Annotated in this window: 20 protein-coding genes; 12 read left to right on the plus strand and 8 right to left on the minus strand. The window is 69.9% G+C overall.

Annotation, left to right across the window (positions count from 1 at the left end):
• The first annotated feature begins 8 nt into the window (after positions 1-8).
• Positions 9-323: a hypothetical protein gene (locus QHF85_RS04805; protein WP_281325851.1), complete on the plus strand. Its 315-nt coding sequence runs from the start codon at positions 9-11 to the stop codon at positions 321-323.
• 75 nt (positions 324-398) lie between these two features.
• Here QHF85_RS04805 and QHF85_RS04810 read toward each other — a convergent pair whose 3' ends face one another.
• Positions 399-824, minus strand: a complete 426-nt coding sequence (locus QHF85_RS04810) for a hypothetical protein (RefSeq protein WP_281325852.1) — start codon at positions 822-824, stop codon at positions 399-401.
• A gap of 107 nt (positions 825-931) precedes the next feature.
• On the opposite strand from QHF85_RS04810, the gene QHF85_RS04815 reads away from it, so the two are divergent.
• The 8 genes from QHF85_RS04815 (at position 932) to QHF85_RS04850 (ending at position 14,200) form a co-directional block, all read left to right on the plus strand.
• The gene (locus tag QHF85_RS04815) at positions 932-1,900 is read left to right on the plus strand and encodes a quinone oxidoreductase (RefSeq protein ID WP_281325853.1); all 969 of its coding nucleotides are present in this window, start codon (positions 932-934) and stop codon (positions 1,898-1,900) included.
• Positions 1,901-1,962: 62 nt separating this feature from the next.
• Positions 1,963-3,642, plus strand: coding sequence for a urocanate hydratase (gene hutU, locus QHF85_RS04820; RefSeq protein WP_281325854.1), 1,680 nt, complete (start codon positions 1,963-1,965; stop codon positions 3,640-3,642).
• A 7-nt stretch (positions 3,643-3,649) separates the two neighbouring features.
• Positions 3,650-4,075 (plus strand): hypothetical protein, encoded by a 426-nt coding sequence (locus QHF85_RS04825; RefSeq protein ID WP_281325855.1) that lies wholly within the window; start codon positions 3,650-3,652, stop codon positions 4,073-4,075.
• Between the two features lie 13 nt (positions 4,076-4,088).
• The gene (locus QHF85_RS04830; RefSeq protein WP_281325856.1) at positions 4,089-6,299 is read left to right on the plus strand and encodes a prolyl oligopeptidase family serine peptidase; all 2,211 of its coding nucleotides are present in this window, start codon (positions 4,089-4,091) and stop codon (positions 6,297-6,299) included.
• Positions 6,300-6,409: 110 nt separating this feature from the next.
• A complete protein-coding gene (locus QHF85_RS04835; RefSeq protein WP_281325857.1) occupies positions 6,410-11,203 on the plus strand; it encodes an AMP-binding protein in 4,794 nt (1,597 codons plus the stop codon).
• On the plus strand, positions 11,200-12,201 hold the full coding sequence (locus QHF85_RS04840) for an NAD-dependent epimerase/dehydratase family protein (RefSeq protein WP_281325858.1): 1,002 nt from the start codon (positions 11,200-11,202) through the stop codon (positions 12,199-12,201). Before QHF85_RS04835 ends, QHF85_RS04840 begins: the two co-directional genes overlap by 4 nt.
• 64 nt (positions 12,202-12,265) lie before the next feature.
• Positions 12,266-13,321, plus strand: a complete 1,056-nt coding sequence (locus QHF85_RS04845) for a hypothetical protein (RefSeq protein WP_281325859.1) — start codon at positions 12,266-12,268, stop codon at positions 13,319-13,321.
• A gap of 21 nt (positions 13,322-13,342) precedes the next feature.
• Complete coding sequence (locus tag QHF85_RS04850; RefSeq protein WP_281325860.1) at positions 13,343-14,200, plus strand: S1-like domain-containing RNA-binding protein; 858 nt, start codon at positions 13,343-13,345, stop codon at positions 14,198-14,200.
• 7 nt (positions 14,201-14,207) lie between these two features.
• Here QHF85_RS04850 and QHF85_RS04855 read toward each other — a convergent pair whose 3' ends face one another.
• The 5 genes from QHF85_RS04855 to QHF85_RS04875 form a co-directional block, all read right to left on the minus strand.
• Positions 14,208-15,080 (minus strand): hypothetical protein, encoded by an 873-nt coding sequence (locus tag QHF85_RS04855; RefSeq protein ID WP_281325861.1) that lies wholly within the window; start codon positions 15,078-15,080, stop codon positions 14,208-14,210.
• Between the two features lie 38 nt (positions 15,081-15,118).
• On the minus strand, positions 15,119-16,108 hold the full coding sequence (locus QHF85_RS04860) for an energy transducer TonB (RefSeq protein ID WP_281325862.1): 990 nt from the start codon (positions 16,106-16,108) through the stop codon (positions 15,119-15,121).
• A 5-nt stretch (positions 16,109-16,113) separates the two neighbouring features.
• Positions 16,114-16,740, minus strand: coding sequence for an RNA polymerase sigma factor (locus QHF85_RS04865; protein ID WP_281325863.1), 627 nt, complete (start codon positions 16,738-16,740; stop codon positions 16,114-16,116).
• Between the two features lie 104 nt (positions 16,741-16,844).
• Entirely contained in the window at positions 16,845-18,866 is a 2,022-nt protein-coding gene (gene mutL, locus QHF85_RS04870) for a DNA mismatch repair endonuclease MutL (protein ID WP_281325864.1), read from the minus strand.
• Complete coding sequence (locus QHF85_RS04875; RefSeq protein ID WP_281325865.1) at positions 18,863-19,549, minus strand: hypothetical protein; 687 nt, start codon at positions 19,547-19,549, stop codon at positions 18,863-18,865. The genes mutL and QHF85_RS04875 overlap by 4 nt, the downstream gene beginning before the upstream one ends.
• A gap of 96 nt (positions 19,550-19,645) precedes the next feature.
• Here QHF85_RS04875 and QHF85_RS04880 point away from each other — a divergent pair, with 96 nt between their 5' ends.
• Genes QHF85_RS04880 through QHF85_RS04890 form a run of 3 tightly spaced genes read left to right on the plus strand, consistent with a single transcriptional unit; the run spans position 19,646 to position 22,551 of the window.
• Positions 19,646-20,809 carry an RNA polymerase factor sigma-32 gene (locus QHF85_RS04880; protein ID WP_281325866.1) on the plus strand — a complete coding sequence of 388 codons (1,164 nt, stop codon included), beginning with the start codon at positions 19,646-19,648 and terminating at the stop codon, positions 20,807-20,809.
• A 3-nt stretch (positions 20,810-20,812) separates the two neighbouring features.
• On the plus strand, positions 20,813-21,670 hold the full coding sequence (gene rsmI, locus QHF85_RS04885) for a 16S rRNA (cytidine(1402)-2'-O)-methyltransferase (RefSeq protein WP_281325867.1): 858 nt from the start codon (positions 20,813-20,815) through the stop codon (positions 21,668-21,670).
• Entirely contained in the window at positions 21,670-22,551 is an 882-nt protein-coding gene (locus tag QHF85_RS04890; RefSeq protein WP_281325868.1) for an alpha/beta fold hydrolase, read from the plus strand. The genes rsmI and QHF85_RS04890 overlap by 1 nt, the downstream gene beginning before the upstream one ends.
• 6 nt (positions 22,552-22,557) lie before the next feature.
• Here the strand turns inward: QHF85_RS04890 and QHF85_RS04895 are convergent, their stop codons facing one another.
• Together QHF85_RS04895 and rsgA are read right to left on the minus strand one after the other, a co-directional pair.
• Positions 22,558-22,827 (minus strand): hypothetical protein, encoded by a 270-nt coding sequence (locus QHF85_RS04895; protein WP_281325869.1) that lies wholly within the window; start codon positions 22,825-22,827, stop codon positions 22,558-22,560.
• Between the two features lie 54 nt (positions 22,828-22,881).
• Entirely contained in the window at positions 22,882-23,967 is a 1,086-nt protein-coding gene (gene rsgA / locus QHF85_RS04900; RefSeq protein ID WP_281325870.1) for a ribosome small subunit-dependent GTPase A, read from the minus strand.
• Positions 23,968-23,971 lie beyond the last annotated feature (4 nt).

The following is a 23,971-nucleotide window of genomic DNA, read 5'->3' on the forward strand; positions in this document are numbered from 1 at the left end:
AGCGAGCCATGACGATCACCCCGATCCAGCTCAGGGACGCGCTTCGCGGCGAAGGCGAGCGCGAGGTCCGCACGGTCCTCGCCGACGAGCGCCGCAAGCTCGTGCTCATCGCGCTGCGCGAGGGCGCCGTGCTCGCCGCGCACCACGCGATCCACCCGATCACCATCCATTGCCTCGAAGGCCAGGGCGAGCTGCGCGTGGGCGAGGAGGTCGTCCCGATGTCGTCGGGCGTCGTCGTCCCGCTCGACGCCCACGTCGTGCACGAGGTGGAGGGAAAACCCGCGCTCGTGCTGCTCGTGACGATGTTCCGCGACAAGAAGTAGGAAAGGACGGTTCGTCGGGGCCGATCGAATTGCCCGGACGAACCCGTTTGTCCTTCCCTACGATTGTCCCTACCGTTACTCGCGGCCCTCGGCGGCGGCGACGGCGGCGACCACCTCGGAGAAATCCCATTTGTCGGTCGCCGCGTCCGCGCTGCTCGGCGGGGGCGGCAGCGCGCTCTTCCGGGTGACGACGACGAGGAGCTGCCCGAGCGTCACCTCGGCCTCGCGCGGGCTGCCCGCGACCCCGAGCTTGGCGCCCACGTCCTTCGCCACCATGTCGAATGCCTCGGGATCGAGGTCGTAGAGCTCGGCGTCCACGAGGAGCACGAGCGGACGAAACCGCGCCGAGTCGCTGCGCAGGTCGAGCAGGTTCGTCACCCGCAGCCCCACGCCGGAGGGCTCGAGCACCACGCCCGCCCGCGAGAGGGTGTCGGGCGGCAGGCCCACGGCGAGGACCGTCGGGGCATGGAAGGTCACGGGGGTCGGGCGATCGAGGGCCATGGCTCCCCCGCAATACCAGAATCCGATCGGCTTTGGAATGCGGCCGCTCGTTCTCGCCCACACATCGAGCCCTTGACGCTCGAGGCCACCTCGGCGAATTGCAGCACATGCGTGCCATCGTCGTTTCCACGCCGGGCGGCCGGGAGGCTCTCTCCCTCGCCGAGATCGACACCCCTACGCCGGGCCCAGGTCAGGTCCGCGTCCGCGTCGAAGCCGCGGGCGTCAACTACATCGACGTCTATCAGCGCACCGGTCTCTACAAGATGGCCCTGCCCGGGCGGCTCGGCCTCGAAGGCGCCGGCGTCGTCGAGGCCGTGGGCCCGGAGGTCACGTCGATCGCGCCAGGCCAGCGCGTCGCGTGGGCGGGCGTGCCCGGCTCGTATGCGAGCCACGTGATCGCGCCTGCGGACAAGCTCGTCGTCGTGCCCGACGGCGTCGACACGAAGACGGCCGCGGCCGTGATGCTGCAAGGAATGACCGCGCAATACCTCGTGACCTCGACGTACCCGCTCGGCCCGGGCGATACGTGCATCGTGCACGCGGCCGCGGGCGGCGTGGGCCTGCTCTTGTGCCAGCTCGCCGATCATGCGGGCGCATTCGTGTTCGGCACGGTCTCGACCGCGGAGAAGGCGGCCCTCGCGCGCGCCGCGGGCGCCGACGAGGTCATCCTGTACCGCGACGTCGATTTCGCCGCCGAGGCCCGGCGCCACACGGACGGCGCGGGCGTCGACGTCGTGTACGACTCCGTCGGCAAAGACACGTTCGATCGCAGCCTCGGGGCCCTCAAGCGACGCGGCATGCTCGTGCTCTACGGCCAATCGAGCGGCTCCGTCGCGCCCTTCGATCCGCAGCGTCTTTCCGCAGCGGGCTCGGTCTTCCTGACGCGGCCGAGCCTCGGCGACTACACGGCCACGCGTGAAGAGCTCGCCTCGCGCGCCGCGCAGCTCTTCGCGCGGATCACCGAGGGCGCGCTTTCCGTCCGCATCCACGCGGAGCTGCCGCTCGCGGACGCCGCCGAGGCCCACCGCCGCCTCGAAGGACGCGAGACGACGGGCAAGCTCCTGCTCGTTCCCTAGCGATCTCGCAGAGCGCCGCGCGGGCCCCCAATCCTTCGGGCTGTCGTGCTAAACGGGGGGGCATGTCGACCCGCCAATCAGGTCCCCGTCCCGTCCGCGCGCCCCGCGGTTCCACCCTGACGTGTAAGGGCTGGGTGCAGGAGGCCGCGCTGCGCATGCTCCACAACAACCTCGATGCCGAGGTCGCCGAGCGTCCGGACGATCTCGTCGTGTACGGCGGTACGGGCAAGGCCGCGCGCTCGTGGGAGGCGTTCGACGTCCTCGTGCGCGAGCTTCAGGATCTCGCGGACGACGAGACGCTCCTCGTGCAGTCGGGCAAGGCCGTGGGTCGGTTCCGCACGCACGCCGATGCGCCGCGCGTGCTCATCGCGAACTCGAACCTCGTCGGTCGCTGGGCGAACTGGGACGAGTTCCGCAAGCTCGAGCAGCTCGGCTTGACGATGTACGGGCAGATGACGGCGGGCTCGTGGATCTACATCGGCACGCAGGGCATCTTGCAGGGCACGTACGAGACGTTCGTCGCGGCGCGCAAGGCGCACGAGGCGCGCTCGGGCCGCGAGGGCGGGCGCTGGGTGCTCACGGCGGGGCTCGGCGGCATGGGCGGCGCGCAGCCGCTCGCCGCGACGATGGCCGGCATGTCCTGCCTCGCGGTCGAGATCGATCCGCACCGCATCGAGCGCCGCCTGGAGACGCGTTACGTCGATCAGCGCATCGACGACCTCGGAAAGGCGCTCGCCGCGATCGAGGCGGCCGTCGAGAAGAACCAGCCGACGTCGATCGCGATCTGCGCGAACGCGGCCGACATCTTCCCCGAGCTCGTGCGGCGCGGCGTGGTGCCGGACCTCGTCACCGAGCAGACGGCCGCGCACGATCCGCTGATCGGCTACATCCCCGAGGGCCTCTCGCTCGCGGAGGCGGCCGCGCTCCGGGCCTCGAACCCGAAGGAGTACGTGGCGCGGGCGAAGCGCTCCATGCGGCTCGAAGTCGAGGCCATGCTGGAGATGGCGCAATGCGGCTCCGAGGTCTTCGACTACGGCAACAACATCCGCACGTGCGCGATGGAGGCCGGTTGCGAGCGCGCGTTCGACATCCCGGGCTTCGTGCCCGCGTACATTCGCGAGCTCTTTTGCCAGGGCAAGGGCCCGTTCCGCTGGGTCGCGCTCTCGGGCGATCCCGAGGACATCCTGGTCACGGACCGCGCGGTGCTCGAAGCCGTTCCGAACGACCCCGACCTCGCGCGGTGGATCAAGCTCGCCGAGGAGCGCGTGAAGTTCCAGGGTTTGCCCTCGCGCATCTGCTGGCTCGGTTATGGCGATCGCGCCAAGGTCGGCCTCGTGTTCAACGAGCTCGTTCGTCAGGGCAAAGTGAAGGCGCCGATCGTGATCGGCCGCGACCACCTCGATTGCGGGTCGGTGGCGAGCCCGTTCCGCGAGACGGAGGCCATGAAGGACGGCTCGGACGCGATTGCGGACTGGGCGATCCTGAACGCGCTCGCGAACACGGCGGGCGGCGCGTCCTGGGTGAGCTTCCATCACGGCGGCGGCGTGGGCATCGGCAATTCGCTGCACGCGGGAATGGTCATCGTCGCGGACGGAACGGACGCGGCAGCGCGGCGGCTCGAAAGGGTATTGACGATCGACCCAGGAATGGGAGTGATCCGTCATGCAGATGCGGGGTACGATACGGCATTGCGCGTCGCCGAGGAGAAGGGTGTCCGGGTGCCACATCGAGCGAAAGGCTGAGGTCGTCGTGAAGGTGGGGGAACACGACATCGACGTGGAAAAGCCGGATCTCGTGGTCCTTCGTATCCGCGGCGAGATCGACCCCGCGGCTGCGGAGGCCTTCGGCGCGGCCATGAAGGCGCAATCCGGGGCCGGAGGCGCCTTCATTCTCAGCCTCGTCGAGGGCGAGATGGCGATGGGCGCGAAGGGCCGAAAAGCCTTCATCGAGGCGATGCGCGGCGTTCCACGCCTGGCCAACGCCGTGGTCGGCGCGAGCTTCGGCGCCCGCGTGATCGCGCAGCTCGTCTTGACCGCCGCGCGTGTGCTCGCGCGGACCCGGTTCGACCTCGTCTTTTTCGACGACGAGCCGAGCGCCCGGGCGTGGCTCCGCGCCGAGGGGTGCGTCGCTTGCGGCGCGACATCCGGACCTGACAGATCGTCCGGAACGTCGTAACCTCCGCCCCGCCATGAGCCCTGCCCGTTCGTTCGCGGCGCTCGCGCCCCTCGCGCTCCTCCTGCTCGCCTGCCCCGGCACCTCGCCGGTCACCGGCCCGAAGGACAAAGCCGGCCCTGCCGCGTCGGCCTCCGCGTCCACCGAGGCGCCTGACCTCGCGATCGATCCGCCCCCGCCCACGCCCAAGAAGGCCGTGTTCAAGGAATATTACGGGGAGAGCGTCGCCGACGATTACCAGTGGCTCGAAGACGGCACGAGCTCCGATGTCAAGAGCTGGGTCGGCGACCACAACCGGCGCACGCGGGCCTTCCTGGACATCCTGCCCGGCCGTCAGGCGCTCTACACGAGCGTGCGCAAGTTCGTCGAATACGGCTCGCCCGCGTTTTACGCGCTCCAGCACAAGGGCAACGTCCTCTTTTCGATGCGCTCGCGGCCGCCGAAGCAGCAGCCGTTCCTGGTCACGCTCACGCCCGTCGACAAGCCGAACGCCGAGAAGGTCCTCCTCGATCCGACCACGATCGACCCTTCGGGCAATACCTCGATCGATTATTACGTCGCCTCGCCGGACGGCGGGAAGGTCGCGGTCTCGCTCTCGAAGGGCGACCGCGAAGGCGGCTCGATTCGCGTCTTCGACGTGGGCTCGGGCCGCGAGATCGCCGAGGTCGTCCCGCAGGGCGCCGGCCGTTACAAGGGCAAGAGCATTGCCTGGAACGCGGGCGGCACCGGGTTTTTCTACACGCGGTATCCCGCGGAGGGCGAGGGCAAACCCGAGGACCGAGGGTTTTTCCAGAAGGTCTATTTCCACAAGCTCTACACGCCGGTGAAGGACGACGCGCCCTCCATCGACAAGCTGCCGCGCCTCGCGCAGATCGACCTCGAGACGAGCGGCGACGGCAAATTCGTCACGGCGCGCGTCGAGAGCGGCTACGGCGGGCCGAAAGAGCATCACGTCTTCCGCCAGGGCGGCGGTTTCTCCAAGGTCGCGGACGCTGTCGACGAGGTCGAGCGGACGGTCGCGGGCCCCGACGGCGACCTCTACATCATCTCGAAGAAGGACGCGCCGCGCGGCAAGGTCCTGCGTACGTCGGCGTGGAAGCCGCAGCTCGCGAAGGCCACGGTCGTCGTGCCCGAGGGCGAGTCGGTGCTGCTCGACGTGCTCCCCACGCTCCAGCGGCTCTACGTGCGCGCGAGCGCGGGCGGGCCCACCGAGATGCGCTGGTTCGACATCAAGGGCAAACCCGGCGGCGTCGTGCCGATCCTGCCCGTCTCCGGCGTGCACGAGGTCGTGCTCCTCCAGGAGGACGACCTCTACTTCGAGAACGAGAGCTTCACCGAGGCCTCGGCCTGGTATCGCTTCCGCGCGTCGAGCGGCAAGGTCGAGAAGACCGCGATGGCGCAGCCGGCGACGGCCGATTTCAGCGACGCGACCGTCGTGCGCGAGACGTGCACCTCGAAGGACGGCACGAAGATCCCGCTCAGCATCCTGCGCCGCAAGGACGCGAAGCTCGACGGGCAAAACCCGACGATCCTCACGGGACAAGGCGGCTTCGGCGTGGTCGTCGCGCCGGACTACGACCCCACGCGGCGCGCCTGGCTCGACGTCGGCGGGATCGTCGCGGTCGCGAACCTGCGCGGCGGCGGCGAGGGCGGCGACGGCTGGCACAAGGCCGGCATGCTCACGCAGAAGCAGAACGTGTTCGACGATTTCTTCGCCTGCGCCGAGCGATTGTTCGAGCTCAAAGTGACGAAGAACGACAAGCTCGCGCTGCTCGGCGCGCCGCAGGCGCCCTTGCTCATGGGCGCGGCGCTCACGCAACGGCCCGACATGTTCCGCGCCGTCGTGGCGCGTGGCGGCATCTACGACATGCTGCGGCTCGAAGGCACGACGAACGGCGCGTACGACGTCCCCGAGTACGGCTCGACGGCCGACGAGAAGCAGTTCAAGGCGCTCTACGGCTACTCGCCGTATCACCGCGTCGAGGACGGCAAGCCCTACCCGGCCACGCTCCTGCTCACCGGTGAAAACGACCCGCGCGGCGATCCGTCGCACGCGCGCAAGATGGCCGCGCGCCTGCTCGCGGCGACGAGCGCGAAGGCGCCGATCCTCCTGCGTTCGAGCGGCGACACGGGCCGCGGCGTCGGCACGCCGCTCGACAGCGCGGTGCTCGAGGCCGTGGACGTCTACACATTTCTATTTCACGTGCTCGGCATCAAGAAGCCGTGAACGTGGTGCGAATCCGCTGCGAATCCATCTTCGCGGCAACTCGAGCTTGACTTGATCGGCCAAGGACCCGAAATCCTCTCCCTCTCACGGGGGGATACGAGGCGAATTCCATGAGCGAGACGGAGATGAACGGGGGTTTGGGGGCGCAGCCCGGCGCGGCCGGGCGTAGCCCCCAAGCGATGAACGGAGCCGCTACAATTACCCCGCTGCTCCCTTCGCGCGTCCTCTCCGGCAAGCGGCTGGTGGTCGTCGGCGGGACGGGCTTTCTCGGCAAGGTCTGGGTCTCGATGCTCCTGCATCGGTTCCCCGAGATCGGCCATCTCTACCTGCTCGTCCGGCCCAAGGCGGGCCAGTCCGCCGAGGAGCGGTTCTGGTCGCAGATCGCCACGTCCGCCTCGTTCGACCCGATCCGCGAAGCGCACCCGGGCGCCGAGTTCGAGGCCTGGATCGCCCAGAAGATCACGGCGATCGCGGGCGACATCGTCCACCACGAGTGTGGCCTCGACAAGGACCTGCTCGCGCGCATCGACGGCACGATCGACGCCGTCGTCAACGTCGCGGGCGTCGTCGACTTCAACCCGCCGCTCGACGAGGCGCTCGAGGTCAACGCGTTCGGCGTGACGAACCTCGTCTCGCTCGCCCGCCGCCTCCAGGCGCCCATCCTGCACACGAGCACGTGTTACGTCGCCGGCTACCGCTCCGGCCTCATCGAGGAGGTCGACCCGCGCGAGGTGCCGTTCCCGCGCGCCGAGGGCGAGACCTGGTTCGGCGCGGGCATCGCCGAGCGCACGCTCGATCGCTCGCACTGGGATCCGCAGCGCGAGATCGACGAGTGCCTCGATCTCGTCAAGCAGGCGCGCCACCGCTGCGAGGACGCGTTCCGGCAGAGCGCGTTCCTCGACGAGGCCAAGGAGAACCTCCAGGCGCGCGGCGAGCCTGGCCGCGGCACGGCGCTCGACGCGGAGCTCGCCAAGGTCAAGCGCCGCTTCATCGAGAACCAGCTCACCGAGGCCGGCACCGAGCGCGCGCATTTCTGGGGCTGGACGAACATCTACACGTACACGAAGAGCATCGGCGAGCAGGTCCTCGCGGCGAGCGGCGTGCCGTACACGATCGTACGTCCGGCCGTCATCGAGTCCTCGTGCGTCTATCCGTTCCCCGGCTGGAACGAGGGCATCAACACGAGCGCGCCGTTCATCTACATGGCCATGCAGGGCCAGGTGCAGATGCCCGGCGATCACCGGGTCCACCTCGACATCATCCCCTGCGACATGGTCACGAGCGGCATGATCGCCTCGCTCTGCGAGCTGCTCGAGGGCAAGGCGCCGGCCGTGTACCAGTACGGCACGACGGACACGAACGGCTGCCGCATGACGCGGTACTACGAGCTCATGGGCCTCTACAAGCGCAAGCTCGCGTACGAGGGCAAGCGCAGCGCGCTCTTCGACTGGGTCAAGGCGTACTTCGAGCCCGTCGGCCTCACGAAGAAGCAATACGAGCAGCGCGGCTCGCACCAGATCGCGAAGGCGATGAACACGCTCGGCGGCGTGCTCGGCAAGCTCGCGGGCGGACCAGTGCGGCCGCTGCTCAAGCCTGCGTCGGACATGCTTCTCACCGCGGCGAAAGCCGAGGAGAAGATGGCCGGCGTGATGGACATCTTCCTCCCGTTCGTCGCGGAGGCGGACTGGGTGTTCTCCTGCGCGAACACGCGCGCGGCGATGGCGCGCATGCCCGAGGACGAGCGCGCGAAGTTCTACTGGGAGCCCGAGAAGCTCGATTGGCGCTGGTTCATGTGGGAGATCCACATCCCGGGCCTCGAAAAGTGGGTCTTCCCGCTCATCGACGAGAAGCAGAACAAACAGCTCAAGGCCCTGCGCAAGTACGACCAGCTCATCGACCTCATCGAGGAGATGGCCGAGCGGCACGACCACGCCGTCGCGCTGCAGCTCCTCACGGACGAGGGCCTCACGCGCACCACGTTCCGCGAGCTGCGGGACGGCATGCTCGCCACGGCCGCGCGCCTCGCGGCGGTCGGGGTTCGGCCCGGCGATCGCGTGCTGCTCGCGGGCGAGAACCAGCCCGCGTGGCCCGTCGCGTACTTCGGCATCCTGCGGGCCGGCGCGGTCGCGGTGCCCGTCGATCCCGCGCTGGAGGAGCGCCAGCTCGCGAACATCCTCCGCTCGTCGGGGGCGCGCGTCGCGCTCTGGGATCGGTTCGTCGAGGAGAAGGGCGGCAAGGGCGCGCGCGCCTCGAACCCCGAGCTTCGGGTCTACGACCTCCCGAGCTTCGCCGACCCCGACGCGCACGAACAACTGTCCGCGCCCGAGGTCACGATCAAGGGCGAGCACATCGCGAGCATCATCTACACGAGCGGCACGACGGGCGATCCGAAGGGCGTCATGCTCTCGCACGACAACTTCACGGCGCTGCTCGCCGCGCTCGCGCCGATCTTCCCGCTCGCGCAGCACGACCGCATCCTGAGCGTCTTGCCGCTGCACCACACGTTCGAGTTCACGTGCGGCCTGCTCCTTCCGATCTCGCGCGGCACGCGCATCATCTACATCGGCGAGCTCAGCGGCGAGCGTGTCTCGAAGGGCCTCAAGGAGGGTCGCATCACGGCGATGGTCGGCGTGCCCGCGCTCTGGCAGATGCTCGAGCGCCGCGTGACCTCGCGCGTGAAGGAGCAGGGGCCCGCGGCCGCGGCGGCCTTCGACTGGGCCCTCGAGCTCAACCGTTTGCTCGGTGAAAAGGCTGGCTTGAACCTCGGCCGCCTCTTCTTCGGCACGGTGCACAAGGCGCTCGGCGGCAACGTGCGCTTCCTGATCTCGGGCGGCGCGGCGCTGCCCAAGGACACGGCGAACGTCTTCCGCGGCCTCGGTTTGCCCCTCAGCGAGGGCTACGGTTTGACCGAGGCGGCGCCCGTGCTCACCGTGGCCAAGGCCTCGCCGAGCCTGAAGCCGGGCACGGTCGGAAAGCCGATCCCGAACGTCGAGATCAAGATCGACAAACCCGACGCGGGCGGCGTCGGCGAGGTGCTCGCGCGCGGGCCGAACGTGATGCTCGGCTACGCGGGCAACGAGGAGGCGACGAGCGCCGCGATCGACGAGGCCGGCTGGCTGCACACGGGCGATCTCGGCAAGCTCGACAAGAAGGGCCGCCTCGTCATCGTCGGCCGCAAGAAGGACGTCATCGTCACGGCGAGCGGCGAGAACGTGTATCCGGACGACGTCGAGGACATCCTCGGCGGCACGCCGCACGTCCGCGAGATCGCGATCGTGGGCATCGACGACGGGCAGGGCGGCGAGCGCGTCGCGTGCCTCGCCGTGCCCGAGCGGGACGAGGGCGAGCCTGCGGAAGGCGAGAAGCGTCCTTCCCGCGCCGAGCGTCACGAGAAGGCGATGAAGGCGCTGCGCGAGGCGTTCCAGAAGCTGCCGAAGGTCGCGCAGCCGTCGGTCGTGCACCTCTGGGATCACGACCTGCCGCGCACCGCGACGCGCAAGGTCAAGCGCAGCGAGGTGAAGAGCGTGCTCGCGAAGCTCGCGAGCGCGTCGGCCATGCCCGCGGGCGAGGGCGGTGGGCAGGCGACGAGCGCGTCGGCGCGCCACGCGATCGCCACGATCGCGAACAAGAAGTCGGCGGATCTCACGCCGGGGATGAGCCTCCGGGGGGATCTCCGGTTCGACTCGCTCATGGCGATGGAGCTCGCGGCGGCGCTCGAAGCGCAGACGGGCCGGGCGATCGACACCGACCGGCTCTCGCGTTGCGACACGGTGGGCGACGTGGAGGCGCTCGTCGTCGAGCTCGGCGGCGAGGCGGCGCACGAGGTCGAGCTCGCGAAGGTCGACGAGGGCGAGGAGGAGCCGATCAAGCTCCCGAAGCCGCTCGCCGACGCGGCCAAGCAGCTGCTCGGCAAGGCCCAGGCGAACTTCTACGACCGGGTGATGCACCCGAAGGTCTACGGAAGGGCCTACATCCCGCACAACCGGAACACGATCGTCGCCTCGAACCACGCGAGCCACCTCGACATGGGGTTCGTCAAGTACGCCCTCGGCGCGTACGGCGACGAGCTCGTCTCGCTCGCGGCGCAGGACTACTTCTTCGAGTCGGGGAAATGGCGCCGCGCGTGGTTCGAGAACCTGACGAACCTCGCGCCCTTCGATCGCAAGGGCGGCCTCCGGCAGGCGCTCCGCCAGGCGGGTGACCTGCTCGATCAGGGCAACACGATCCTGATCTTCCCGGAGGGCACGCGCAGCACCGACGGCCAGATTCACGAGTTTGGCGCGGCGATCGGCCACCTCGCGTTGCATCACGAGGTGGACATCCTGCCGGTTTGGCTGGGCGGAACCTACGAGGCGCTGCCGAAGGGCGCGAATTTCCCGAAGAAGCGCGATCTCGTGGCGCGGGTCGGCCCGCCGCTCGAAGTGCGCGAGCTCAAGCGCCTGACGGCCGGGATGAAGACGACCGTGGCGTGCCGCAAGGTCGCGGAATTGACGCGGCAGGCGGTGGTCCTCCTCAAGGAGGGCAAGGTGCTCGACATCCGGCAGATCGACCGGATCGAGGAGGCGACGCCGAAGCAGGAGCACCCGCTCGTCGTCCTGTTCCGCGACCTCGAGACGAAGTTCGTCCCGGGCCGCGTGAATGCGCCCGTCACGTATTACTTCACGCTCGGCAACGAAAACGAGGCGAAGTGGACGCTGCGCATCGAGCCGAACCGGTGCGAGGCGAAGATGGGCAAGCCCGAGGGCGCCGCGGCCGATTGCGTGCTGAAGACGTCGCCCGAGATCTTCCTCAAGATCGTGCGTGAGGCCTACACGCCGAGCCCGATGGAGTTCATGTCGGGCGCCGTGAAATCGAACGACATCTCCCTGCTCTTGACCTTCCAGAAGGTATTCGATCTCGCATGAGCCGCTATCTCGTCACGGGTGCCACGGGGTTTCTCGGACGTCACCTCGTCTCGGTGCTGCTCTCGGGCGGTCACCAGGTGGTGGCGCTTTGCCGGAAGGAGCCCACGGGCTTCGCCGGAAAAGAGGGCTTTTCGGTCGCCCGCGGCGACGTGCTCGACGCCGAGAGCGTCAAGCGCGCGGCCGAGGGCTGCGAGGGGCTCTTTCATTGCGCGGGCCGGGTCTCGCGGCGGCCGGAGGACGCGGAGGCGCTCTTCCGGGTGCACGTCGAGGGGACGAAGATCACGCTCGACGCGGCGCGGGCCGTGGGCGTGCGGCGCGTCGTCCTTTCGAGCACGAGCGGCACGATCGCCGTGAGCCGCGAGGCCAAGGTGATCGACGAGACGGCCCTCGCGCCGCAGGACGTGATCGCGCGCTGGCCGTATTACCGGTCGAAGCTCTATGCCGAGAAGGCGGCGCTCGATCGGAACGCGCCCGGGTTCGAGGTCGTGTCGGTCAATCCCTCGCTCCTGCTCGGCCCCGGGGACGTGCTCGGCTCGTCGACCGGCGACGTCGTGAAGTTCATGGAGAAGCGCGTGCCGATGATCCCGAGCGGCGGCCTTTCGTTCGTGGACGCGCGCGACGCCGCGGCGGCGATGGCGGCGGCGATGGAGAAGGGCCGGGCGGGCGAAAAATACTTGCTTGGCGCGAAAAACCTGACGTTCGAGGCGTTCTTCGGGATGCTCGAGCGCGTGACGGGCGTGAAGGGCCCGAGCGTGAAGGCGCCGAAGAGCCTGCTTTTGGCGCAGGCGGGCGCCGAGATCATGGAGCGCATCGCCAAGCGGATGAACACCGAGAGCCCGATCGACCGGGTGAGCGCGGAGATGAGCCAGCATTACTGGTACCTCGACGCGAAGAAGGCCACGCGGGAGCTCGGTTTCTCGCCGCGCGACGCGATCGAGACGCTCGCCGATACGGTGGCGGACCTGCGAGCGCGTGGGGTGGTTTGGCCGAAGGAGTAGGCGAGGACGACCCCTCGGGGGCCATTGCGATGTGCGCCCCTCTCGACTAGGGTCCGCGGGCGACATGTCCTACGCCAAGCTCGTTTCTCCCACGATTGTCGCGTCCTTCGCCCTCGCGGTCGCCGCTTGCGGCGGCCCCGCCGCGGAAAACCCGCCCCCGGCCGACCCGGCGAAGGCCACCTCCCCCACGCCGAGCGACGCGCCCTCGGCCGCTCCGACGGCGACCCCGAGCGCGGCGCCCGAAGCCAAGCCCGAGGCCAAGCCCGCGGCCGAGCCCGAGAAGCCGAAGGGGCTCGTCCACGACGTGGATGGCCCCGACGGCATTCGCCGCTGGGCGCTCTGGGATGGGCCGAAGACGGGCGCGGTCATCACGACGCCGAAGGCGTGGGTCGTCGCGCCCAACCTGGGCCGCCTCGGGGAGACGAAGGATTCGTTCGGCGCGGTCCGGATCAAGCTCGTCACCGTCGCGAAGGCCGACGCGAACGAGGTCGTCTACGAGGAGCGGGGGAACAAGTACGCGGTGCCGGCGGCGCTCGCGCGGCCCGCGGCTCCGCCGAAGGGGCTCAAGAAGGGCGCGTTCGCGATTTGCAATTTCGGCCAAAGCCACTGGGTCGGGCGCATCGAGGCCGTGGACGCGAAAACGGCGACGTGCGCGCTCCGGTTCATGAAGAAGCTGCGCAAGGAAAAACTCCCGCTCGACGAGGTGCTCGCGTTCGAGACGCCGATCGGCATGGGGAGTCATGTGATGGTGCGCTTCGCGGACGGTGGCCCGGACGCCGAGACGTCGTACGCCGGGCAGGTCTTCACGGTGAGCGGCGAGGACGCCTGGGTCACGGTCGAGACGCAGTTCGGCAATGGCTACGGGGCGCGCGAGGGGCGGCGCGTGCACAAGGTCAAGACCGCGAACCTGACGCCCATCGACGTCTCGAAGCCCCTCACGGTGGGCGCGCCGTGCCTCACCGAGGACGTCGTGCGCTTCGGGGCGTGCACGGTCAAACAGGTGTTCGACGGTGGCCTCGGGTATGTGCTGACCTTCAAGGACAACGAGAAGCCGTTCCAAGAGGAATGGGACCTCGGCACCGTGGCGCCGCTCCCGAAGGAGGCGAAGCCGGCCAAGTAAAGGCCGTTCGCGACAAACCACATGCCCTACGACGATCTCCTCGGCCGATTCGTGAATTTGCCCGTGCGGCGCCTCGCGTCGCCGGGCGCGTTTCTCGCCGTCGATTCGAGGGATCTGCGGCCGAATGCGCCGGTCTTGCTCTTGCCGCGGGGCGAGGTGCCCGAGGGCACGAAGGAAGGGGACGAGCTCGACGTGTTCGTCTACCTCGATTCGGAAGACCGGCCCGTCGCGACATTACGCACCCCGAAGGTCACGCTCGACGAGGTCGCCTTCCTGAAGGTGACGGACGTCAATCGGTACGGCGCGTTCTTCGATTGGGGCCTGCCGAAGGAGCTGCTCGTCCCGTACGGCGAGCAGACGCGCGACGTGCACGTGGGCGAGCGGCATCCGGTTGGGCTGTTCCTCGACGATCGGGGGCGGCTCGCCGGGACGATGCGCGTGAGCGAGCTCTTGCGCGACCAGGGTGATTACGATCTCGACAAATGGATCGAGGGGGAGGCGTGGCGGAACGATCCCGACATCGGATTGTTCGTCATTCTGGAGCGGCGGGTCGTCGGGCTCGTCCCGGCGTACGAGCCGCACGGGCTCTCGCGCGGGGAGGCGGCGCGCTTTCGCGTCGCGAACATCCTGCCCGACGGCAAGGTCGAACTCTCGCTCCGCGGGCACGCGCACGAAGAAATCGAGAACGACGCGGCGCGCGTACTCGCGGTGATCGTGCGGCCGGGCGCGCCGCGCGTCGGCGACCGGTCGAGCCCGGATCAGATCCGGTCGATGTTCCAGCTCAGCAAGAAGGCCTTCAAGCGGGCCGTGGGGCACCTCTTGAAGGCGCGCGCCGTCTCGGTCGACGCGCAAGGGTTTGTTGTGCCAAACCGGCGCTAGCGCGGCGTCAAAGCGACGGGGTCACGGCGCAGACGTCGGCGAGCTTCGTCGCGCCGTCCTGCGTCTTGACCTCGTATTGCAGGCCGTCGTCGAGGATCTTCGTCACCGTGGCGGGCACGAAGACGTCCGACTCCGCGGGGACCGCGAAGACCTTGTCGCCGGCCTTGTACGGGCGCGCGACGTCGAGCGGTTTGACCTGCGCAGCGGGCACCCGTGTCGCGCCCTGGAGCCAGGCCGTCGTGCCGTCGGTGTAGACGAGCGTGCCGAGCGTGAAGCTCCTGGCATCGGGCTGCTGCTTGTAGGCGACGGGCGCGGCGAAGCCGAGCTTGCCGTCGAGGGGCAACACCTGGTCGGGCTGCAATGCTTTTTCGGTCCTCTTCGTGTCGACGAGGAGCGCGACCTTGATCTCGCTGTCGGAGGCGCCGAGGACACGACCACACGTGGTCGACTCCTCTACGGGCACGATCACGAGGGCGCCTTTCGCGAGGCCGCGCGCCGGCGCGGCGGGGAGGGTATAGGCCCCGGGAATCGCGAAATCAGGCTCGCCCGCGGGGCCCTTGAAGACGTTCCTCGTGCCGTCGGCGCGCACGAATTCGTAGAGGCCGATCGTCCACGATTCGCCGGCGCCCACGGTCCAGGCGCGTTTTCCCGGAATGGTCACGGTCTTTCCAGGATCGTCGCCCGCGAACGCGCGGACCGTGCCGAACCGCTCGTCCTTGCCCGCCAGCGGGCTATTCGCGGCGACCTTGGCAGCGGCCGGCGCGCCTTCCGTGCTGTCCTTGCCCGCGCCGGCCTCCGGCGTCTTCATGGGCTCGGCCGAGCCGCCTGCGCAGGCGGCGAGGGGAATCGTGGCGAGGGCGAGGAGGAGGCGCCGGGACATGGCGCCCATCGTATCGCGCATCGAGCGCGCGTGGGGCGTCAAATACCGGTCTTGAAGCGCACGATGGGCATGCCGCGGGCGTTGGTCCCTGGATCGGGCGGGTCTCGGATGACGATCGAGATGAGCCAGATGTGATCGCTGTTGTCGACGGGCCTGCCGTCGACCGTGATCGGATCGGACCGGCTCGCGCTCAACGCCTGGAGGATCGCCTCGTCCAGGAAAGGCAGGCCCCGCAGGATCCTGCAGTTCGTGTTCCTCCCGTCCGCGCGGATCGTGCACTGCACGCTGACCTCGCCCTGGACACCCGCCCGCATGGCCATTCGCGGGTATTTCAAATGGAAACCGTAGAGCTTGGCAGGACGAACGATCTTCGGGACGTACGTAGGCGTGCGGCTCGGCTTCTGCGGCTCCTCGACGTTCGCCTTGGTCTCCGGCGCGGGCGCTTTCGCCTCGCTGCGCGTATCGGGCTCGGCGCGCACCTCGGGCGCCGGCGGAGGGACAGGCTCGTCTTGCGGCGGCGTCGCCTTCGGAGGCGCGGGCGCCACGGGCCTCGGCGCCGGCGGGCGCTCCGCATTCTCGTTTCCGTCCCCCGTCGGCACGGCGAGCGCGCGGGGCTCGGGCGTCGCGAAAAGCGGGTCCGGTTCGGCTTCGAGGACCATGACCTTGGCCTCGACGACGGGCTCGCCCGTGACCTCCACGGTCACGTCGCGGTTGCCCACGCCGAGGCTGCCCGCGATGACGAGCGCCGCGACGCCAAAGGAAAAGGCGATCTCCGGCGCGAGGGGGCGCGACGCGGGCGCTTTGGGCCGCGCAGGGGCCTTGCTCGCGTCGCTCGCGCGGAGCACGCGCGCCTGCCAGCCGATCGGGGGCTGCACCTCGGGCTCGGCATGCGGCAGCGCCGCGAGGATGCGCTCGTATTTGCGCCGCGCGGTCGTGCAGGAGGCGCAATCGTCGAAATGCGGATCGAGGGTCTGTCCCCGCTCGATCTGGAGGATTCCATCACGCTCGAAGCGGTCGCAGGAAGCCATGGCATTCATCGCGGATCGACCCCTTTGTTTTCGAGGCATTGACGGAGCAAGGGCATGGCGCGGGCGACGCGCGCCTGGAGCGTGGCGGGCCTCTCGTGGCAGATGCGGGACATCTCCTCGTACGAAAAACCCTCCTGATGGCGGAGCACGACCGCGATGCGCACGTGCGGCTTCAGCTTGCCGAGGCAAGCTTCGAGCGCCTCGGGCAGGTCGCGCGCGGCCACCTGCGTCTCGGCCGACGGCGCCGCGTCCATTTCCTCCGGCGGCTCCTCGCCGAAGACGAAACGAGAGAACCACCTGCGGTTCGCCTTCAACGCGTCGAGGCACCGGTGGTTCGCGATGGCATAAAGCCACGGGCGGAACCCGTTCGAGCCCGAGAACGAGTCGAGGTCCTCGAAGGCCTGGATGAAGACGAGCTGGTGCACGTCATCCGCGAGGGGGCGGCTGCGGAGCACCTTGTGGCAATAACGGTGGATGGCGGCGCCGTACTCCTGCATGAGGAGGACGAGCGCGCCGCGGCGATCCCCGCACGAGAGCGCCTCCTGGGCGCGTTCGTCCGGGCCGAGCTTCCGAGGCGCCTCGACGGCCGCCCCCCACCCGCTGACCCGACCCGCAGCGATCACGTGTGTCATCGGTTGCCCTCCCCTCCATGGGCGACGGAGGGCGGCCGGGGACAACAGAAAAAAAACGAGCGGGCGCTAAATGCGCGAAAGCGCTTGGATCTTCGTCCGGGTGTTCACCGCCGCCCGACCTTCTGTTCGAGCTCCGCCCATCGGATGCGCATGACGACGGGGCGGCCGTGCGGGCAATGGCCGGCGAAATCGACCTCGTCGAGCGCGCGGAAGAGCGCCTCGGCTTCTTCCTTGGAGACGGCGTCGCCCGCCCGGATCGAGCCGTGGCAGGCCATCGTGGCGAGGGCGAGGTCGATCGCGCCCGAGAACGCGCGCTCGCCGACACGCGAGAGCTCCGAGAGGAGGTCGCGCAAAAGGACGGCGGGCGTCGCGCGCGCGGAGAGGATCTGCGGGACGGCCGTGATGGCCGCGTCGCGCACGCCGCGCAGGGAGACTTCGAGGCCCGTGCGGCCGATCGCGTCCTGCGCTTCCTCGATGATCGCGGCTTCCTCGGCCGTGACCGTGACCATTTCGGGGATCAAGAGCCGCTGCGAGGCCACGGCGCGGGTCTCGTAGGAGCGGCGCAGGCGCTCGAAGGTGACGCGTTCGGCCGCCGCGTGCTGGTCGAGGACGAAGAGGCCGTCCTGGCCCTCGCAGACGAGGAACGTGCGCCGGACCTGCGCGACGAACGAGAGCGAGCCGAACGCGCCCGGTCGATCGGCCGTCTGCGCGCGCTCGTCGGCCGTCGGATACGGCATCGGGCGCGGGGGAGCGGCGGTCGGCGGCGGCGCAGGCGTCGGAACCGGCAGAGGCGCATCCGCGGCGAGCCCCCACGGGTCGGGCTCCGGCTCCGGCGCGGAAGGAATGGTTTGTCCAGAATGACCATTCCCATGTTCCGGCGGAGGCAGCTCGCCCGAGCCACTCCAGGTCGTGAGGGGTGGCGTAACCTCGTCGATCGGCTTTTGCTTTCGCTGGCCAAAGGGCGCGGGGCCGGACGAATCGGCGGGGGCGACGGCGGGGCCCTTGCCGAAGAGTCCGGGCAAGAACGCCGTCGGCGGCGGCGGGGGCGCGGCGGGCTCGGCCGGGAGGCGCGGCTCGTCGGCGCGATTCTTGTGGTAATGCGCCCACGGCGAGGCGCCGGGCGCGGGCAAACCAAACGCGCGGGCGAGCGGCGCCGCGATGATCTTGTAGAGCGCGTCCTGGATCGCGCGGCCGTCGGCGAAGCGAACCTCGGCCTTCTGCGGGTGCACGTTCACGTCGACGAGCTCGGGCGGCAGGTCGACGTGAACGACGCCGACCGGATAACGGCCCGGTTCGAGCACGCTGCCGTACGCATTGGCGACCATGCGCGCGAGCGTGCGGTCCTTCACGGGGCGGCCGTTCACGAAAAACAAAAGCCGCGTCGCGCCCGCGCGCGCTCGCTCGGGCCGCGAGAGGAAGGCCTCCACCGCGAGCGGGCCTCGCTCGCCCCGGCACGCCGCGAGCGGCTCGTCGTCGAAGACGTCGCGCGCGCGCTCCTCGCGGCTCTGCGTGCGCAGCCACTCGCGCGCGACACGACCGTCCCGCGCGAGCACGAGCGTGACGTCGGGCCGGCAGAGCGCCGCGGCCTCGACGACCTCCGTGACGTGCGCGCTCTCCGTGCTGACGGCGCGCAGGAACTTGCGCCGCGCCGGGACGTTGAAGAAGAGGTCGCGCACCTCGATGCTCGTGCCCGTCGCGACGCCGCACGGGCCGACGTCGGCGGGGCTGCCGCCCTCGATGCGGACGAGCGTGCCCTCGTCGTCCTCGTGCGTGCGCGTGCGCAGCGAGAAGCGGCTGACGCTGGCGATCGAGGGCAAGGCCTCGCCGCGAAAGCCGAAGCTCTGGATGCGGCGCAGGTCGTCGATCGATCCGATCTTGCTCGTGGCGTGGCGGAGGACGGCGAGCGTCGCGTCCTTGCGATCCATGCCGCTGCCGTCGTCGGTGACGCGCACGAGCGTGACGCCGCCGCCCTCGATGTCGACGCGGATCCTGCGCGCGCGGGCGTCGAGCGCGTTCTCGACGAGCTCCTTCACGACGCTCGCGGGGCGCTCGACGACCTCGCCGGCTGCGATCTGGTTGGCGAGGTCGTCCGGAAGGACGTGGACACGCCCGGGCGGCTGCGTCACGAGTCCTCGGTCTGCTCTTGGGCGGCCGCGACCGCTTCGAAAAACGCCTTCGTGCGCGGGCTCGTGAGCGTGATCGTCGCGAGCACGAGCGCCCCCACGTCGAACAGGATCAGCCGCGCCCGCGGCAGCCAGAGCCAGAGGCGGCGGTCGAGCAGGAGCGGCCACGCGTCGCGCTGATCTGCGGGCGCGGTCTCGGGCAGCGTCGGCAGGACGTCGGCGACGCGCGCGATCGAGTCGACCCAGGCGTACCGCGCGTCACGGAGCAGCCAGAACGTCGCGGTCGCGAGCGCCGCGTTCGCGAGCAGCGCCTGGATGGCGAGCGAGCGCGCCCCGGGCCTGCCGCTCATGGCCATGCCGCTCGCGATGACGAGCAACACGGAGAGCAGGAAACGACCGGCGTAGAGCGGGAAGGCGAGGTGACTCGCCTCGCCGAGCGTGCGCAGACGCGCGGCCTCCTGCAGGGTCATGAGCGTCTCGATCGGCTCGGCGGCGTCCTTCAGGGACGACGTCAAGCTCGCGACATCGGGCAGGTTGCCGTCGCGCAGATACACGAGCGTCGCGAACGCGTCGGAGAGGCCCTGCACGCCGATGAGCCATGCGAGGATCATCGCCGCGACGAGGTACCAGGGCCGAAGCGTGCGCTTCTGCGCGGACGGGGGCGGAGGCGGCGCGGAAGTGCTCACGCAAGGGGGGCTCTAGCACGTTCCTGCGGGGCCGCGAACCACAGGTGGCGCGCAGCCGCCCACGTGTACTAAGAAAATGCCTGCAAGAGGTACCGGGTGGCCACCAAGAAGACCGAGCCGGGTAAAAAGACGACGAACGCCTCGGCGGGCGGGGCGACCAAGCGAGGCAAGCGGGGCGACGCATCCGCCGCCGCGAAAGCCGATCGGCCCGCGACGAGCGTCGAGCCGGCCGAGGCCGCCGATGGCGCGGGGGAAGACGAGGATCACGCGGCCGAGGCCGAGGGCACGGACGCCGAGGTCGTCGAGGCCGACTTCGAGGTCGTCGACGAAGACGCGGACGCGGGTTCGTTCGACAAGTTGCCGCTCGCGGAGCGCAAGGGTTCGCAGAAGAACAGCGACGCCGCGCTCTCGCGCACCGATCCGCTGCAGGCCTACCTGCGCGAGGTGCAGCGCCATCCGCTGCTGACGCCCGAGGAGGAGCAGAAGCTCACGCGGCACTACGCCGAGACGCAGGACGTGAAGACGGCCGCGCGCCTCGTGACGGCGAACCTCCGGCTCGTCGTGAAGCTCGCGTACGAGTATCGCCGCGCCTACAAGAACATCATGGACCTCATCCAGGAGGGCAACATCGGCCTGATGCAGGCCGTGAAGCGCTACGATCCGTATCGCGGCGTGAAGCTCTCCTCGTACGCGGCGTGGTGGATCCGCGCGTACATCCTCCGGTTCATCCTGAACAACTGGCGGCTCGTGAAGCTCGGGACGACGCAGGCCCAGCGCAAGCTCTTCTTCAACCTGAACAAGGAGAAGGCGCGGCTCTCGGCGATGGGCATCGAGCCGACCGCAGGCGAGATCGCGCGGCGCCTGTCCGTCGACGAGAGCGAGGTCGTCGACATGGATCGGCGCCTCTCGAGCGGCGAGGCGTCGCTCGACGCGCCCGTCGGCGACAGCGAAGGTCGTTCCGTGTCGCGGATCGATCTCATGCCCTCGTACACGACCGGCCCGGACGCGGCGTTCGAGTCGCAGGAGATGGACGAGATGGTGCGCGAGCGTCTCGCGAAGTTCCGCGAGACGCTGAAGGGCAAGGACGTCATCATCTTCGACAAACGCATGGCCGCCGAGGATCCGCTCACGCTCCAGGAGCTCGGCGACGAGTTCGGCATCTCGCGCGAGCGCGTGCGGCAGCTCGAAGCGCGGCTGACCTCGAAGCTGCGCGAGTACCTGCGCGAAGAGCTCGGCGACGCCGTCGGCGGCGCGAGCTAGGCCGTGAACCGCGCGCCCGAGCGAGGGGTGCTCTACGTGGTGGCGACGCCGATCGGCCACCTCGGTGATCTGTCGCCACGCGCAGCGGAGACGCTCCGGAGCGCGGCCCGCGTCGCCGCCGAGGATACGCGCAGGACGCGCGGGCTGCTCACGCACCTCGGGATCACGGGAAAGCCGATCGACAGGCTCGACGCGCACGCCTCCGCGCACGACGTCGCGCGCGTGGTCGATCGGCTGCTCGCGGGGGAAGACGTCGCGCTCGTGACCGACGCGGGCACGCCCGTCGTGAGTGATCCAGGCACGGACCTCGTGCGCGCGGCGGCCGAGGCCGGCGCGCGGGTCGTGCCGATCCCGGGGCCGAGCGCGGTGATGGCCGCGCTCTCGGCCTCGGGCCTGTGCACGGGCGCGTTCCGGTTCCTCGGCTTTCTGCCGCGCAAAGGGCCCGAGCGGCGCGACGCGCTCGAGCTCGTGCGCGCGACGCCCGAGTCGGTGGTGCTGTTCGAGTCGCCGGAGCGCACGGCCGAGACGCTCGCCGATCTCGCGACGACGCTGCCGAACCGGTCGGGCGCAGTCGCGCGCGAGCTGACGAAGGTGCACGAGGAGATCCTGCGCGGCCCCTTGCCCGAGCTCGCGCGCATCGCGGCCGAGCGCGAGACGCTCGGCGAGGTGACGATCGTGATCGGGCCGGGCGAAGCGCCGAAGGGCCCGCTCGTCGGAGAGGAGGAGCTCGATCGGCTCATCGACGAGCACCTCGCGCGCGGGCGGCGGCCGAAGGACATCGCCGACGAGCTCGCGCTCGTGTCGGGCCGGCCGCGGCGCGAGCTCTACACGCGCGTGCTCGCCCGGAAGAGCGAGCGGTGATGGACATCCACGCGGTGGTGTCGCGGCCGGGCCCGGTCGAATCGGCGATCCTCGCGGCGCTCGGCGATTCGTTTGAGGTCAAGCGAAGGGCGCTGCCGCCGGTGACGCTGCGGACGCTGGAAGGCGGGCAGGGCGCGCCGGTGCTCTTCCTGCACGGCCGCGGGTACGCGGGGACGATCTGGGCGCCGGTGCTCGCGGAGGTCGCGCGCTCGCATCGCGTGATCGCCGTGGATCTGCCCGGGTTCGGTCACTCGTCGTCACCGCCGTTCCGCGGGGACGATCGCGACGCGGCCGTACGTTTTTTCGTCGAGCCCGTTGCCGCGCTCGTGCGCGAGCTCGGCCTCGCGGAGGCTTCGATCGTCGGGCATTCGCTCGGCGGGCTCGTCGCGCTGGAGCTCGCGCTCGGGGGTCACGTGCGGCCGCCGAAGCTCGCGCTCGTCGCCTCGATGGGGCTCGGTCCCTGGGTGAGCTTCGGGGCGCGCGCGCTGTTTCGGCTGGGGCCGGAGCGGATCGCGCGGACGCTCGGCGCCCTGAAGTCACCGCGCGCGGCGCAAGGAGACGCGTGGAGCGAGCGCCTCGCGCGCCTCGAAGTCGAGCTCTTCTCGGTGCTCGGCGGCAAGGCGCCGCCGGTGCGTGCGTTCGACGCGCTCTTGCCGCTCGTCGGTCCCGCGTACGATCGTTCGTCGGACCTCAAACGAATCGACGCCGAGACGCTTCTCGTCTGGGGCGAGCGTGATGCGGTGCTGCCCGCGCCGATCGCGATCGGCGCCGCGGCCGCGATGCCCCACGCGCGGCTCGTGATGTTGCCGGGGCTCGGGCACACGCCGCACATCGAGGGCGCGGCGCGCGTCACCGAGCTCGTCTCGTCGTTCCTCGCGTGACGCGCTTCAGGTGAGGTTGACGTCGACCTCGTGGAAGCCCGCGACCTGCTCGTGGGCCTCGACCTGACGGCGGACCCAGGGCGCGTCGCGTTTGGCGACGATGACGATGTTCACCTCCTGGCCGGGCTTCGTCGTGATCCCGGACGTGGAGAAGCCCATCTTGCCGGCGTCCTCGAGCGACATCACGACGGCCTGCGTCTCGCGCTTGGTCTCGTCCGAGAGGAGCGTGTCGGCGCCTGCGCCCTTCACCATGTGCACCACGAAGGCAACGTGCATGGCCGGTATGGTCGCCCCGATCGCGGGGCGAGCGCAAGGGGCAGCGAATGAAGCTCAGCCGCGCTTTTTCTGGAGGTGCGCTCGCAATGCGCGCGCCTGGACGCGATTCTTGCGAATCTCCTCCGAGCGCGCCCGCGGGTCGCTGGCGATTTCGATCCGATCGCCCTCTTTTTGAAGATTCTTGTAGCTCGTGAGCCGTTCGGCCGAGAGCGCGCCCTCGGCGACGGCCTTCTGCACGGCGCATCCAGGCTCTTTTTCGTGGCGGCAATCGGAGAAGCGACAGCTCGCCGCGAGCTCCGCGACGTCGTCGAAGGTCTCGTCGAGCCCCGTCGCCGTGTCCCAAAGGCCGATCTCGCGCATGCCCGGCGTGTCGATCACGATGCCGCCCATCGGGAGCACCACGAGCTCGCGCCGCACCGTGGTGTGGCGGCCCTTGTCGTCGTCGTCGCGGACCGGCGAGGTGGCGAGGCGGTCCTCGCCGAGCAGGCGATTGATCAGCGTGGATTTGCCGACCCCGGAGGAGCCGAGCAGGACGCCGGTCGTGTTGTCGCGCAGGTAGCCGCGCACGATGTCGATGCCCTCGCCCGTCTGGGAGCTCGACGCATGAATGGGCACGCCGCGCGCAATCGTCGCGACTGCCTCGATCGCAGGACCGGGATCGGCGAGGTCGGCTTTGCTGAGGAGGATGACGGGCTCGGCGCCGCTCTCGCGGGCGAGCGCGAGGTAACGTTCGAGCCTGCGTGGGCTGAAGTCGCGGTTGAGCGAGCTCACGAGGAAGGCCCAATCGACGTTCGCCGCGACGACCTGCGGCTTCTTGTCGAGGCCCGCCGCGCGGCGAACGAAGGTGGTGCGGCGCGGGAGGATCGCCTGGATGACCGCGCGTCCTTCGGTGTCTGGCGTGTCGTCGAGGACGACCCAGTCGCCGACGGCAGGCAGGTCGAGCGGGCTCTCGGCTTCGTGGCGGAGTCGGCCCGCGATGACGGCCCAGCGCTCGCTCGTCCCGTCGTGCACGCGATAGGCGCCCCGGTGCTCGGTGACGACGCGGGCAGGCAGACGCGTGGCCGCAGGCTCGGCCGCGTGCGCGGCGAAATGGCTGGCGAAATGGGGGGTGAATCCGAGTCGGACGAGGTCGGGGTTCATGCGA

The sequence above is a fragment of the Polyangium sp. 6x1 genome (assembly GCF_029946515.1).
Classification (GTDB): Bacteria; Myxococcota_A; Polyangia; order Polyangiales; family Polyangiaceae; genus Polyangium.